The sequence below is a fragment of the Pseudomonas sp. 1 genome (genome assembly GCF_056626735.1).
The window spans coordinates 566,629-580,102 of record NZ_JBWXMQ010000001.1 but is presented as its reverse complement, the minus strand read 5'-3'; the positions used below and the strand labels follow the sequence as shown (position 1 = coordinate 580,102).

Sequence of the window (13,474 nt, the reverse complement as noted above, 5' to 3'; positions counted from 1 at the left end):
GTCCGGGTGATGCGCGATGTCCGTGAATCTGATGCGGGTCATTTGTGGAAGGGAGCTTGCTCCCGAGGGCGGTGTGCCATTCAACTCACTGCTGAATGATCCGCCGCTTTCGCGGGCAAGTCGAATCGTCGCACCGCCGCTCCCACAGGTGTTGCTTGTGAAGCGTTGAGAATCAGCTGTGCCGCTTTTTCAGCAATCATCAGCGTAGGCGAACAGGTGTTGCCCGAGGTAATGCGCGGCATGATCGACGCATCGGCAATTCGCAGCCCTGGAATGCCATGCACGCGCAACTGCGCATCGACCACCGCGTCCGCGTCGTTGCCCATGCGGCAAGTGCCGACCGGATGGAAAATCGTCGTGCCGATCTTCGCAGCGGCTTCGTGCAGTTGCTCTTCGGTTTGCAGGTTGGCACCGGGCAGGTATTCCACCGGGTTGAAGGCTTGCAGGGCCGGGGCGCTGACGATGCGCCGGGTCAGGCGAATCGCGTCGGCGGCCACGCGCAGGTCTTCGGGATGGCTGAGGTAATTGGGCTGGATCAGCGGCGCGGTTTGCGGATCGGCGGAGCGGATCTCGACCCGGCCCCGGCTCTGCGGGCGCAAATCACACACGGACGCGGTGAACGCGGGAAAGCTGTGCAGCGGCTCGCCAAAGCGTTCCAGCGACAGCGGCTGCACGTGATATTCGAGGTTGGCCGAGGCCTGTTCCGGCCCGGATCGGGCAAACGCGCCCAGTTGACTCGGCGCCATCGACAACGGCCCGCTGCGGTCATACAGATAGCGCAGGCCCATGCCCATCTTGCCCCACACGCTGCCAGCTATCTGGTTGAGGGTGCGAGCGTTTTCCAGTTTGTAGATCAGCCGCAGTTGCAGGTGATCCTGCAGATTGCCGCCGACGCCCGGCAGTTCATGTACGACGCCGATGCCGAGCTTTTCCAGCAGCGGACGCGGCCCGATCCCGGAGCGTTGCAGAATGCTCGGCGAGCCCACGGAACCGGCGCACAACACAATCTCCTTGCGCGCCTTGAAGCTCTTTTGTTGACCCTGCCAGCGAGCACTGACTTTCGAGGCGCGGCCGTCTTCGAACAGAACGCGATCCACTTCGACTTCGGTCAGCACCGTGAGATTGGCTCGATCGCGAATCGGCTTCAGAAACGCCTTCGCCGCATTCCAGCGCACCCCGGCCTTCTGGTTGACCTGAAAGTAGCCGCAACCCTCGTTGTCGCCCTGGTTGAAGTCATCGATGCTGGCGATGCCGCTTTGCTCGGCAGCGCTGCGAAAGGCGTCGAGAATCGGCCACGACAGGCGCTGGCGTTCGACTCGCCATTCACCCTGGGCACCATGAAAGTCCGCCGCGCCGGCGAAGTGGTTTTCGCTCTGCTTGAACAGCGGCAGCACGTCATTCCAGGCCCAGCCCGGATTGCCCTCGGCAGCCCACCCGTCGTAGTCGTTGGCCTGGCCACGCATGTAGATCATGCCGTTGATCGACGAACATCCGCCCAGCACCTTGCCGCGCGGATAACTCAGCGCACGGCCGTTGAGGCCCGGTTGTTCTTCGGTCTTGAAGCACCAGTCGGTGCGCGGGTTGCCGATGCAGAACAGGTAACCCACGGGGATGTGAATCCACGGATAGTTGTCGCGCCCGCCAGCCTCCAGCAACAGCACGCGCTGCTGCGGATCCGCCGACAGACGATTGGCCAGCAAACACCCGGCAGGCCCGGCGCCGACCACGATGTAATCGAATTCATCGAGGGAAGTCTGCATTCCCTGACCTCGCTTTTTGTTTTTGTTGTCGGTCATCCTAGTTGTTAGCTTTCGTCAAAAGAATGTTAGTTTTTGCGCAGCCGCTGTGCGTTTTCAAACAGCGCTCCCTGACGATAGCCGACAAGGACAAGCCATGTTCGACTGGAACGACCTGCGGTTCTTTCTCGAGTTGCAGCGCAGCGGCCGTTTGCTGACTGCCGCCCGCCGCCTGAACACCACGCACGCCACCGTCGCCCGGCATATCGAGGCCATCGAAAAAAGCCTCGGCACCGCGCTGTTCGTCCAGCATGCCCAAGGCTACGAAATGACCCCGGCGGGGGAGGCGCTGCTCAAACATGCCGAAGCCATGGAAAACGTCGCGCTGCTGGCCCAGGAGGAGATCACCCAGTCCACGGCGCCGCTGGGCAAGATCCGCGTCGGTGTAACCGAAGGCTTGGGCATTGTGTTTCTGGCCAGTCGCATGACCGGGTTGTTCGATCGCTATCCGGGGCTGGAAGTGGAACTGGTGGCGGTGCCGCGCTTCGTCAGCATCCTCAACCGCGAGGCGGAAATCAGCATTCACCTGGAACGGCCGGCGGCAGATATGCTGGTCACCCGCAAACTCACCGATTACCGACTCGCGCTCTATGCCAGCCGCGCCTATCTCGACAACGCGCCGCCGCTGCGCAGTCGAGAGGATCTTGGACGGCACGCGTGGATCGGCTATGTCGATGATCTGCTGTTCAGTCAGGAGCTGATGTTCCTCAACAGTTTCTGCCGCAATCCACGGGTGGTGTTTCACAGCACCAGCGTGATTGCCCAGCAGCAGGCGGCACGCTCGGGATTGGGAATTGCGGTGCTTCCTTGCTACATGGCCGCGTCGGATCCGGATCTGGTGGCGTTGTTGCCGGATGAGAGCATCGAGCGCAGTTACTGGATCAGTACCCGGCGCGAGTTGCACAAGTCAGTGCGGTTGCGGGTGGTTTGGGATTATGTGGTGGAGTTGTGCGAAGGCGAGCGCGAGTTGTTGATGGGGCAGTAACGACCGCTGTTTCATGCAACTAAAACGCTTGGCAAAAGGTCATTCGGTTTGCGGAGGTTGAGTCATTTCGCAGAACCTCGACAACGAAGACGTCACCCGTGGCCACTCATCTCGATCGCCGTAATAACCTGTCCCTCGACAGCCTGAATTTTTTCCTCGCCGATGTGCGTGACGGCCTCGGTCCCTATCTGGCGATTTACCTGCTGGCGGTCCACCACTGGGAGCCGGCAAGCATTGGTCTGGTCATGACCATTGCCGGGATCGCCGCGCTCATCACCCAGACCCCGGCAGGCGCGCTGGTCGACAGCACACGCTTCAAACGGGCGCTGATCGCGATTGCCGCGCTGGTGGTCACCGGTAGCTGTCTGCTGCTGCCGTTCGTGACGTCGTTCAGTCTGGTGGCGCTGACGCAGGCGATCAGCGCCGCTGCCGCTTCGATCTTCGCGCCGGCGATTTGTGCGATCACCCTCGGGATCACGGGGCCTCGAGCGTTTACGCGAAGGACCGGGCGCAACGAAACCTTCAACCATGCCGGCAACGCCTGCGCCGCGTTGTTGGCCGGTTTGTCCGCTTACCTGTTCGGTCCGGTCGCGGTGTTTTATCTGATGGCGGTCATGGCGCTGGCCAGTGTGATTGCCGTTTCGTTCGTTTCGGCAGACGCCATTGATCACGACCTCGCCCGGGGTCTTTCGCCAAGCGAAACGGGGCAGGCCAAGCAGCCTTCGGGGTTTTCCGTACTGCTCACCAACCGACCGTTGTTGATGTTCGCGATTTGCTGTGCGCTGTTTCATCTGGCGAACGCGGCGATGCTGCCGCTGGTGAGTCAGAAACTGGCGCAGGCCAACCTGCAACTGGCCACGCCGCTCACGTCCGCCTGCATCGTCGCGGCGCAACTGGTGATGGTACCGATCGCGCTGCTGGTGGGGGCGAAAGCCGATCTGTGGGGACGCAAGCCGTTGCTGCTGGCGGGCTTCCTTATCCTGCCGCTGCGTGGCGTGTTGTATGTGCTGTCGAACGATCCATGGTGGCTGGTTTCGGTGCAGTTGCTCGATGGCATTGGCGCCGGGATTTTCGGGGCGCTGTTTCCGGTGGTGGTGAAAGACCTGACGCTGGGCACCGGGCATTTCAATGTCAGCTTGGGGGCGATTTCGACGGTGTTTGGTCTGGGCGCGGCGTTGAGTAACAGCCTGGCGGGGATTGTGGTTCAGGAGGCGGGATACAGCGCTGCGTTCCTGACGTTGGCGGGGGTCGCGATGGCGGCGCTGGGGCTGCTTTGGGTGGCGGTGCCGGAAACGATGTCGCGCTCCAATGCCGACTCAATGGCACTGCAAAGCAAGGCGCCGGCGATGACAGCGCCATGATTCAACGGCCGCGAGGCCTGATCAACCGGCGGGAATCGACAACGTCGCCCGCAGGCCGCCCTCGACCCGGTTTTCCAGTGTGATCCGCCCACCCAGACGGGTCGCGATGGTATGGACGATGGTCAGTCCCAGCCCCGCACCCTGGGGGTTGCCCCGACTGTAGAATCGTTCGAACAGTCGCGACCGGTCCGCTTCATCGATTCCAGGCCCCTGATCTTCAACGCTCAAATGGTAGAAGCCGTCCGCGCGGGTCAATTGCACGCTGATCACGCCTTGCTCCGGCGAAAAGTTGGCGGCGTTGGTGATGAGGTTGTTCAGGGCAATGTCGATGGTGGCGGCATCGGCATGTGCGGGAAAAGGTTGGTCGCTGACATCAAAAGCCAGTTCCAGATGCTTGCTCAGCAGCCACGGCGTGAGCTGCACCAGACTGTTGCGCACGGTATCGCCAAGGTCGATGCGTTGTTTGACAGGGGCGCCGGCCTTGGGCTCGAGACGGGCCATGGTCAGCAACTGATTGACCAGTCGGCTGGTGCGATCCACCCCGGCGATCAGAAATTCGAGTGATTCGCGGCGTTCCTGCTCGGTACCGGCCTCCAGCAGGTTCTGTGCATGCACCCGCAGCACCGCCAGCGGCGTGCGCATTTCGTGGGCGGCGTCGGCGATGAACCGGCGTTCACGCCCCAGCACTTCCTGAATCTGCGCGAGCATGCGGTTGAGCGCGGCCTGCATCGGTTCCAGCTCGCTCGGCAGGGGTGTCAATTGCAGGGGGTCGAGGGAGCCGCTGTGCCGGGCGCGCAGGGTCGCCGCCATGTTCGCCAATGGCTTGAGACCCCAGCCGATGGCCAGCCAGATCATCGCCGCGAGGATCAGGCTGCCGATCACGTTCGGCCACAGGGTATGACGAACGATCCGGTCAACCAGATCGGCCCGCACGTCACCGCGCTCACCTACCCAGATGCGCAAACCGTTCTGATTGTCTTGCAGAACAAACGCCCGCCAGTGGCGCTTGTTCAAATCCACCACATCGCTGAAGCCAGGCTGCATCGGCGGCGTGCTGAACGAGGGCGCGCTGGCGGTATGCACCAGGACCTCACCCCTGGCATTCCAGACCTGAAAGGCGAGTTTTCTTTCGTAGGGATGGCCGTCACCCTTGGGCACTGCTTCGGCCAATGCCGAGTTGAACGCCCGATAAAGATCCGTGTGTTCCTGCCCCGGCAACGGCATGCGCATCACACCTTGGAGCAGGCGTGCGTTCTGCGCCAGCTGAGCGTCGTAGACCTCGGCGATCTCGTGGTTGCTGTCGTGCAGGTTGAACAGGCTGAGGACGGTCAGACCGGCGAGCATCAGGCCGATGATCAGGGTCAGGGTGCGGCGCCGGATCGAGGTCATCGACGCTCCTCCACCAGATAACCCACACCGCGGATGGTGCGAATCAGGTCGGTGGAGAATTTCTTGCGCAGGTGATGAATGTGCACTTCAAGGGTGTTGCTTTCGGCTTCTTCGTTCCAGCCGTAGAGCAGTTGTGTCAGGTGATCGCGGGTCATGACCCGGCCCGGCGGCGACAGCAGTTCGTGCAGCAGTTGATACTCCTTGGGCGTGAGCACCACCGGCTGGCCCAGATAACTGACTTGCTGGGTGCCGGGGTTGAGGCTGATGCCGGCGTGTTCGATCAGCATCTGCGCGCGTCCGGCGCTGCGTCGCAGCAGCGCGCGCAGACGGGCCTTGAGTTCGGCCAGGTCGAAGGGTTTGATCAGGTAATCGTCGGCGCCGGCGTCCAGCCCCGCGATGCGGTCTTCGGTGGCATCGCGGGCGGTGAGGATCAACACCGGCAGGTTCGAACCGCTGGCGCGCAGACGACGCAGGACTTCGAGCCCGTCCATGCGCGGCAGGCCGAGATCGAGCACCGCCAGATCAAAGGTTTCACTGAGCAGGGCGTGCAGGGCGCTGCTGCCGTCCTTGAGCCAGTCGACGGTGTAGCCCTCGCGCCCCAGCGCCTGATGAATGCCCTCGCCGAGAGCCACGTCATCCTCGATCAGTAATAAACGCACACGGACTCCTGTCAGTCGAGTTTCTTGTTTATGTCCACCAGCAACGCGGCGATCTCTTTGCGGCGCCCGGCGTCTGCACTTTCCCGGCCCGGGCGCGGAGCGGCCTGCTGGGCCTTGAGCAGTGCTGCCTTGGCTTCAGCGTAGCGTTTTTGACGGTAAAGGTGATCGCCCCAGAAGTACAGACTGTCGATCCCCTCGGGGTTGAGTTGCAGGGCCTGTTTGAGCAGTTGTTCGGCCTTGTCGCTGTCGCCGAACCCGATCGGCCAGCCCGGTACCCGGTCGTACAGCGCGGCGAGGCTGGTGTAGGCCGAACCTTGCAGCGCTTTGGGGTCGAGGGTCAGGGATTTTTCCAGATCAGCCTTGGCGTCCTTCGCTTTACCCAAAGCCCCCAGTCCGCCCTCGGCACCGGCCCAACTGCTGGTGACGATGCCTTTCCAGATCCAGGCCTCGGCGACGGCCGGACGTTCGGTGGCGAAATGCGTTGCCTGGACCGCCAATTGTTCAAACGCGGCGGCCCGTTGTTTTTCCGGTGTTTCGTATTGGATGTGCGCCCAGCTCTGCTGGATGCCGTTGAGGCGTTGCTGATCGGCGGCGTCCAGTGCCCAGACACTTTGACTGAGGGCGCCCAACAACACACAGGCGAGAAGTTTTTTCATGGTTTTGGCGTCTCGTTCTCGGGTTTTTCACTCAGGCGACGGATCAACGGCAATTGCTTGCGCAAGCCGCGATCCACCAGATTGGGCAGCAGGCTGTTGAGACGTACGAAAAAGCGTTCGGGCCAGCCCAGATAGAGGTCACGGCGATCACCGGCGATCGCATGGATCACGGCATTCGCGACGGCTTGCGGGTCGTCGACGCTGGATTTCAGTGCGTCGTTCAAGGCTTGGGCGGCGGGGCTGTTCATGGCGGTGCGCGTGGCGCGGGGCGCCACGTACAACACACCGACCCGGGTATCCGCCAACTCCCGGCGCAAGGCTTCGGAAAATCCGCGCAAGGCAAACTTGGACGCGCAATAGCTGGCGTAACCGGGATAACCGATCGAACCGTAGGTCGAGCCGACGTTGACCACCATGGCACTGTCGGCCTGTTTGAGCAGCGGCAGCAGCAGTTTGGTCAGGCAGATCGGCGCACTGATGTTCACCGCCAGCATGGCGTTGATGTCGCTGTCGTCGAGCTGTTCCAGCATGGCGAAGTGGTTGATCCCGGCCGCGTTGATCAGCAGGTTGATACCGCCGATGTCCTCGGCGGCGGCCAGCACGTTGCGGCGGTCGCTGAGAACCGTCAGGTCGGCGGCAACCCAGCGCAGGTTTTGCGGGTAACGTTCGAGCAACGGGCGCAATGATTCCTGGTGACGCGCCACGGCCAGAACCTTGGCTCCGGCGCTGCACAGGGCTTGGGTGATGGCCAGCCCGATGCCGCCACTGGCACCGGTGAGCACCACGCGGGCTTCATGCAGCTGCATGTTGAGCCTCCGCGTCGCGGGGCAGGCCACGGAACATGTCGGTGTAGAGCCGATAGACGACTTTCGAGGCATGGATCACCGCCGCCTGGTCGGCCGGGTCTTGCAGCTGATTCATCAGGTGCCGATAGGTTTGCATGTGCTCGATGTCGAGCGAGCCATGGGAGCTGAGGTAACTGAACGCTGTTTCCGGCAGCGCCAGACGCTCGCGGATGCTGCCCGCCGCATGGGTGGCCAGGGCGATGCTGGTGCCCTCAAGCACATTGACCATGCCGAACAGACCCACCGGGTTGCCTCGGGCGATCAGGTCGTAGAGAAAACTGACCATCAGCTCGATCGGCAGCGACGGCTGGCCGTCACGCACCGCGTTCCGGTCACCGCCACAGGCCTCGATGTCGTTGAGCACCCATTGCTCATGGCCGTATTCATCCTCGATGTATTCGCAAACGGCTTTGCGCAACCATTCCAGATGCGTCGGCAGGCGCGCGCCGCAGGCCATCATCAACGGTACGGTGTGACGAACGTGGTAGTAGGCCTGGGCGAGAAACGCGCGATAGCTTTCAAGGCTGACCTTGCCTTGCAGCGCATCAAGGATGATCGGCAGGTTGAACAGCTCGTGGCGTTCCTGCTGTGTGGCTTCTTGCAGGGTGTCGAAAAAACTCATGGTGCGTTTTCCTCGCAAAGGACGGATTCGGTGAGCACGGTGCGGTATTGCGCGACGATGGCATCGCGGCGCGGACGACCGTTGGCGGTGAGCAGGCCGTTGGCGGCGGTAAAAGGTTGTTGCAGACGTGTCCAGTGATGCACCTGGGCGTAATCAGGCAAGGCCTCGTTGGCAGCGGCGACGGCAGCCGCCAACTGTGCATCGGTGCAGTCCGGACGGTGCGGCCAGAGCAGGGCATGGTTGTGTGGCATGGCCTCGCCATACACAAAGGCCTGGGCAATGTGCTGGCGCTGGGTCAGTTCGGACTCGACCCATTCCGGGTTGACGTTGCGTCCGAAGCTGGTGACGAACTGATGCTTCTTGCGGCCCTTGAGGTAGAGGAAACCTTCCGGGTCGAACTCGCCCAGATCGCCGCTGGGCCACCACTCATCACTGAACGCCGGTTCGCCAAGGTAGCCGAGCAGGGTCGAGCCTTTGATCAACACCTCTCCGTCCTCGGCCAGGCGCACGTCGACGTGGGGCAGAGGTTGCCCGACACTGCCCGGACGCCGCGCACCGGGCCGGTTGAGACAGACCACCGAAGCGCACTCGGACAGGCCATAACCTTCGTAGACCGGCAGGCCGACTCGTTGCGCACGGTGGAGCAGGTCTTCGGAAACCCGTGCGCCACCGACGGCGGCAAAACGCAGCGATTGCGGATCGAAGGCTTTCTGTTCGGCGGCGCTGACCAGCAACAACAGCAATTGCGGCACCAGAATCAGGCTCTCGGGTGCCCGGCTGGCCAAACATCCAAGCAAGCGCGGCAGGTCGACGCCGCTGGCGCCCTGGATGCCCAGGGTTTTCTGGCTCGGCACGCTCAGGGCCGCACCGGCGTACAGCGCCGCGTAACAGCCGAGGTTTTCCAGCAGGATCGCCAGTGGCAGCAACGCCACGTGATGTTGGGGAGATGTCGCTTTGCTTGCCTCTTCCAGTTCCCGAGCGACCCGCAGCAGACTGTCGGCGCTCAGGCACACGCCTTTCGGTGTGCCGGTGGTGCCGGAGGTGAACGTCAGTTTGGCGGTGCCGGCGGGCAAGCGGTCGGGCCCTTCAAAGGCGCGGCACCAGAATTCACCGCGTTTTTCATAACCGGCGGCGAGCAATTCAGGTTCCAGCTCCGGTTCGGCGATCACCCGCTCGGCCTGGCTTTGTTCCAGGCAATGGGCGCGTTGTGCCGGACTGAAGAACGGCGGCAGGGTCACGCAGGCCAGTCCTTCAAACAATGCCGCCAGATCCCAGAGTATGGCTTCGACGCCGTTGTCCAGTGCCAGGGCAATAACCTTCACGTTTTCATCGCGCAAGCGTTGCTGGCGGTACATTACTTCGGCGTAGAGCGTCGTGTAGCTGATTTTCAGCGTGTCGCCCCACAATGCCAGAGCGTTGTCATTGCGCCCTGCATGGCTGCGCAGGGTTTCCTGGAATCGTTGCCGTTCAAGCGACATGGCAGGCTCCTTCGATAGACGTCGGCAATCCCAGCCGGCTGAACAGGCCGATATTGCGCAGATGGATGAAGCCGGCGCGGATATTGCCGACATGCACCCAGGGTTTGCTTTCGTAGTAACTGCCCCAGTGGTGACGGTCATCGCCCAGGCGTTCCGGGTCGGCGGCGCACAGGGTCACCGGTTTCAGCCCCAGGCGATGGAAGCTGTTGACCAGTCCGATATTGCCGGTGAAGGTCACCCATTCCAGACCGCCCATGGCCAGCAAGTAAGTGATGGCAATGATGCTCAGGCGTGCGCTGCCAGTGTCGCTGGCGGCAAGGTTGCCGACTTCGACAATCCCGCTGCGCTCCACCGGACGGTCGGCGGCTGCGCTGATCAACGGCTCGATCGGCTCGTCCAGGTAGCGTTCAAGAAACAACGGTTCAAGGTGCGCACGACGTACCCCGGCCACCGCGCACAGGTCGCCGGAGTCGTTGTGCACACCAAACAGTTCAGGCATGAAATGGCGGATATCGGCGCCGTGGGCCTTGCGAAAGCGTTGTTGAATGAACGCTTCGAACGCCGTCCGGTGAGCGTCGCCCGGCTGGGCGCTAGACAGTTGCATCTGCGGTGTTTCGCTGTGGCCAAAACGCAGGGGCAAGGGAATGTTCCAGTCAGAATCGGGCATGGGCTGAACGCCTCCCTCAATAGGTTTGAGTGGAGTATCCGGGCCATTTCTTAACGAAGTCTGAAGGTGAAAAAAAGTTAACGAACGACCGATCTTCAGATTGTCTTAAGACTGTCAGGGCAGGGTGACGCCGTCGGCTCGCCCGGCAAAAACCGATCGAGACGGCCGAACGAATCGGCCGTCGCTCACAACAATCACGAGGCACCTATGACCCGCGACATGCCCGCAAACCGTTATGGAAAACTGTCGATCACCTTGCACTGGCTGATGCTGGCGCTGTTCGTCGGCGTATATGCCTGCGTTGAAATCAAGGGGTTCATGCCCCGAGGCAGCGAAGCGCCGGGCCTGTTAATGGGCCTGCACGGGGTGTTCGGCGCGAGCATCTTTGTTCTGGTGTGGGTACGCCTGCTCGGGCGCCTGACGCCACGTCCGCCAATCACCCCGAAACCTCCCGCCTGGCAGACCGCAATCGCGCACTTGATGCACCTGGCCCTGTACGGGCTGATGATCGCCACGCCGGTGTTGGCCTGGCTGATGCTGGCGACCGGTGACAAACCTTTCCCGTATTTCGGCTTTCATCTGCCGTCGCCGCTGGCGGTGGATACCGACCTGGCCAAGCAACTCAAGCACTGGCATGAGCTGATCGGCAATGCCGGTTACTGGTTGATCGGTCTGCATGCGGCCGCCGGACTGTTCCACCACTACTGGGTGGGTGACGACACCCTTGACCGCATGCTGGGAGGACGCACTCGCTCCTGAGGCGCAAGCCTGCTCAGTCGGCCAGATGTTCGGGCGCTACGACCCAAACGCTGCACGGAATCTTGTACAGCAGGTGTTCGACCGTACTGCCGACCAGCCGATCTACGCCGTGATGGCCGACACGTCCCATGACGATCATGTCGATGTCATATCCGCTTGCGTAACTGCAGAGCACCTTGGCCGGGTTACCCATGACCATGTGCTGACGCTCGTCTGGAATGCCGTTGCGCTCGGCGAGTTCGCGAAACGCAGCGGCCTGCGCATCGAACAGCGATTTGGCGGCGCTGGAGGAGAAGAATGCCGAGGCATTGTCGAAGCCGAATTCATTGGCGCTGATCGAAGACAGATCATGGGCATACAGCACGTCGAGTTCGGCATTGCACAGGCTGGCCAGTCTGGCAGCCTCGCGCAGGATCCGGTCGTTGAAACCGGCGTATTGCCCGTCACGGTGGAACGGATCTACGGCGGCCAGGATCTTGCGCGGCAGGGCATGCCCGACATGGCTGACGAAATGCAGCGGCACCGGGCATTCGCGCAGCAAGTGAATATCCAGCGGGGTGAACATCAAACGTGAAAGGAACGATTCTGGCTCCAGCGCCTTGATCAGCGCCGCCATGGGCTGTTCCCGGAGATGAATGAGGATTTCCTGTAACGGCCGTTCCACCCATACCACTTCCGTGGTGACGGTGACCCCGAGCTTGCGCATCGAGTGCGCCCGCTCTTCGAGCCACTGACGATGACGCTCGATATAGCCGATCCGCATCTGCTCCAGTGCTTGCTCGTTGACCATGCTGGCGGTCGCCAGACCTTCGAGGTAATCGAAAGCCACGATGTGCAGGGCCGCGCCCGCCGCTTTGGCCAGTGCCGCCGCACGCTCGAAAGCCGGGTTGTTTTCCATCAGGGGTGGGGCGACCAGCATGTAACGCGATTGCTCTGACATGACGACTCTCCTTTGGCAGGACGCTTTGAACCGATGCTCACAGGCTGCGCCGTGCCTGAGTTGGGCGTTTGATCTTTGTCAAACAATGGGTGGCCGGCAGAACACGACAGACGGATGGTCAATCGTCGTGGATGTCGTCGATTGTTGATCATTATCAAGTGCCGCTCAGGGAGAGCGGCGCAGGCTGGGCCAAGAGTCGGATCGCTCAGGAGAATGCTCATGGCCACCATGAAAGCCGCCATTTTTGTCGAAAACAATCGCATCGTGCTGGATGAAAAACCGATCCCCGAAGTCGGCCCGCTGGACGCTCTGGTCCGAATAACCACCACGACCATTTGCGGTACGGATGTACATATCCTGCGGGGCGAGTACCCGGTGGCGAAAGGGCTGACGGTCGGTCACGAGCCAGTGGGCATCATTGAGCGTCTGGGTTCGCAGGTGCGCGGATTCGCAGAAGGGCAGCGCGTGATTGCCGGCGCCATCACCCCCAGCGGTCAAAGTTATGCGTGCCTGTGTGGTTGTGGTTCTCAGGACGGGCCGGACACTCGCCATGGTTTCCGGGCCATCGGCGGGTGGAAATTCGGCAATACCATCGATGGCTGCCAGGCCGAGTACGTACTGGTGCCCGATGCCTTGGCCAATCTTTGCCCGATTCCCGATGGCCTCAGTGATGAGCAGGTACTCATGTGTCCGGACATCATGTCCACCGGTTTCTCCGGTGCCGAACGGGGTGAGGTGAGTATCGGCGACACCGTCGCGGTGTTTGCCCTGGGGCCCATCGGCCTGTGTGCGGTGGCCGGTGCCCGGCTCAAGGGCGCCAGCACGATCATCGGTGTCGATGCCGTGGCCGAGCGCATGACGGTGGCGCATCGTCTGGGAGCAACCCATGTCGTCAATTTCCGGGAGGGCGATGTGGTCGAGCAGATCATGGCCCTGACCGACGGGCGCGGCGTCGATGTCGCGATCGAGGCACTGGGCACGCAAGGCACCTTTGAATCGGCGTTGCGCGTGCTGCGTCCGGGCGGTCGATTGTCGAGCCTGGGCGTTTACTCGAGCAATCTGCACATACCGCTCGACGCCTTTGCCGCAGGGTTGGGCGATTACAGCATCGTTACCACCCTGTGCCCCGGCGGAAAAGAACGTATGCGGCGTTTGATGGCAGTTGTGCAGAGCGGCAGAGTTGACCTGTCACCGCTGGTGACTCACCGATTCAAACTGGATGACATCGAAGCGGCCTATGACTTGTTTGCGCACCAGCGTGACGGGGTGATGAAAGTGGCGATTACACCGTGAAGGTGACGGTGCGGCCAGCCCGTC

The 13,474-nt window shown here is 62.0% G+C and carries 13 protein-coding genes; 4 read left to right on the top strand and 9 right to left on the bottom strand.

Features of this window, described 5'->3' with window-relative positions; translation table 11 throughout:
• Positions 1–80: 80 nt before the first annotated feature.
• The gene (locus tag AC1MDC_RS02580) at positions 81–1,760 is read right to left on the bottom strand and encodes a GMC family oxidoreductase (RefSeq protein WP_480392447.1); all 1,680 of its coding nucleotides are present in this window, start codon (positions 1,758–1,760) and stop codon (positions 81–83) included.
• Positions 1,761–1,893: 133 nt separating this feature from the next.
• On the opposite strand from AC1MDC_RS02580, the gene AC1MDC_RS02575 reads away from it, so the two are divergent.
• Together AC1MDC_RS02575 and AC1MDC_RS02570 are read left to right on the top strand one after the other, a co-directional pair.
• Entirely contained in the window at positions 1,894–2,781 is an 888-nt protein-coding gene (locus tag AC1MDC_RS02575; RefSeq protein ID WP_480392446.1) for a LysR family transcriptional regulator, read from the top strand.
• Between the two features lie 98 nt (positions 2,782–2,879).
• Positions 2,880–4,142: an MFS transporter gene (locus AC1MDC_RS02570; protein ID WP_480392445.1), complete on the top strand. Its 1,263-nt coding sequence runs from the start codon at positions 2,880–2,882 to the stop codon at positions 4,140–4,142.
• A gap of 21 nt (positions 4,143–4,163) precedes the next feature.
• Here the strand turns inward: AC1MDC_RS02570 and AC1MDC_RS02565 are convergent, their stop codons facing one another.
• From AC1MDC_RS02565 to AC1MDC_RS02535, 7 genes are read right to left on the bottom strand one after another with little or no spacing between them, the layout of a single operon-like run.
• Positions 4,164–5,531, bottom strand: coding sequence for a sensor histidine kinase (locus AC1MDC_RS02565; protein ID WP_480392444.1), 1,368 nt, complete (start codon positions 5,529–5,531; stop codon positions 4,164–4,166).
• Positions 5,528–6,190: a response regulator gene (locus tag AC1MDC_RS02560; RefSeq protein ID WP_085687674.1), complete on the bottom strand. Its 663-nt coding sequence runs from the start codon at positions 6,188–6,190 to the stop codon at positions 5,528–5,530. The genes AC1MDC_RS02565 and AC1MDC_RS02560 overlap by 4 nt, the downstream gene beginning before the upstream one ends.
• Before the next feature lie 11 nt (positions 6,191–6,201).
• Complete coding sequence (locus AC1MDC_RS02555) at positions 6,202–6,846, bottom strand: tetratricopeptide repeat protein (RefSeq protein WP_085698215.1); 645 nt, start codon at positions 6,844–6,846, stop codon at positions 6,202–6,204.
• Entirely contained in the window at positions 6,843–7,652 is an 810-nt protein-coding gene (locus tag AC1MDC_RS02550) for an SDR family oxidoreductase (protein ID WP_085703649.1), read from the bottom strand. The genes AC1MDC_RS02555 and AC1MDC_RS02550 overlap by 4 nt, the downstream gene beginning before the upstream one ends.
• Entirely contained in the window at positions 7,639–8,313 is a 675-nt protein-coding gene (locus AC1MDC_RS02545; protein WP_085698217.1) for an iron-containing redox enzyme family protein, read from the bottom strand. Before AC1MDC_RS02545 ends, AC1MDC_RS02550 begins: the two co-directional genes overlap by 14 nt.
• The gene (locus AC1MDC_RS02540) at positions 8,310–9,791 is read right to left on the bottom strand and encodes an AMP-binding protein (RefSeq protein WP_227232866.1); all 1,482 of its coding nucleotides are present in this window, start codon (positions 9,789–9,791) and stop codon (positions 8,310–8,312) included. Before AC1MDC_RS02540 ends, AC1MDC_RS02545 begins: the two co-directional genes overlap by 4 nt.
• Entirely contained in the window at positions 9,781–10,458 is a 678-nt protein-coding gene (locus AC1MDC_RS02535) for a thermostable hemolysin (RefSeq protein WP_480392443.1), read from the bottom strand. Before AC1MDC_RS02535 ends, AC1MDC_RS02540 begins: the two co-directional genes overlap by 11 nt.
• A 207-nt stretch (positions 10,459–10,665) precedes the next feature.
• Here AC1MDC_RS02535 and AC1MDC_RS02530 point away from each other — a divergent pair, with 207 nt between their 5' ends.
• A complete protein-coding gene (locus tag AC1MDC_RS02530) occupies positions 10,666–11,217 on the top strand; it encodes a cytochrome b (RefSeq protein ID WP_480392442.1) in 552 nt (183 codons plus the stop codon).
• 13 nt (positions 11,218–11,230) lie between these two features.
• On the opposite strand, the gene AC1MDC_RS02525 is transcribed toward AC1MDC_RS02530, so the two are convergent.
• On the bottom strand, positions 11,231–12,157 hold the full coding sequence (locus AC1MDC_RS02525; RefSeq protein WP_085687688.1) for a universal stress protein: 927 nt from the start codon (positions 12,155–12,157) through the stop codon (positions 11,231–11,233).
• A gap of 219 nt (positions 12,158–12,376) precedes the next feature.
• Here AC1MDC_RS02525 and AC1MDC_RS02520 point away from each other — a divergent pair, with 219 nt between their 5' ends.
• A complete protein-coding gene (locus tag AC1MDC_RS02520; protein WP_085698221.1) occupies positions 12,377–13,450 on the top strand; it encodes an NAD(P)-dependent alcohol dehydrogenase in 1,074 nt (357 codons plus the stop codon).
• Positions 13,451–13,474 lie beyond the last annotated feature (24 nt).

Coding starts and splice junctions, on each gene's coding strand:
- AC1MDC_RS02545 (WP_085698217.1), bottom strand. CDS start 8,313: ATGAGTTTTTTCGACACCCTGCAAGAAGCCACACAGCAGGAACGCCAC.
- AC1MDC_RS02535 (WP_480392443.1), bottom strand. CDS start 10,458: ATGCCCGATTCTGACTGGAACATTCCCTTGCCCCTGCGTTTTGGCCAC.
- AC1MDC_RS02520 (WP_085698221.1), top strand. CDS start 12,377: ATGGCCACCATGAAAGCCGCCATTTTTGTCGAAAACAATCGCATCGTG.
- AC1MDC_RS02550 (WP_085703649.1), bottom strand. CDS start 7,652: ATGCAGCTGCATGAAGCCCGCGTGGTGCTCACCGGTGCCAGTGGCGGC.
- AC1MDC_RS02530 (WP_480392442.1), top strand. CDS start 10,666: ATGACCCGCGACATGCCCGCAAACCGTTATGGAAAACTGTCGATCACC.
- AC1MDC_RS02580 (WP_480392447.1), bottom strand. CDS start 1,760: ATGCAGACTTCCCTCGATGAATTCGATTACATCGTGGTCGGCGCCGGG.
- AC1MDC_RS02540 (WP_227232866.1), bottom strand. CDS start 9,791: ATGTCGCTTGAACGGCAACGATTCCAGGAAACCCTGCGCAGCCATGCA.
- AC1MDC_RS02565 (WP_480392444.1), bottom strand. CDS start 5,531: ATGACCTCGATCCGGCGCCGCACCCTGACCCTGATCATCGGCCTGATG.
- AC1MDC_RS02575 (WP_480392446.1), top strand. CDS start 1,894: ATGTTCGACTGGAACGACCTGCGGTTCTTTCTCGAGTTGCAGCGCAGC.
- AC1MDC_RS02555 (WP_085698215.1), bottom strand. CDS start 6,846: ATGAAAAAACTTCTCGCCTGTGTGTTGTTGGGCGCCCTCAGTCAAAGT.
- AC1MDC_RS02525 (WP_085687688.1), bottom strand. CDS start 12,157: ATGTCAGAGCAATCGCGTTACATGCTGGTCGCCCCACCCCTGATGGAA.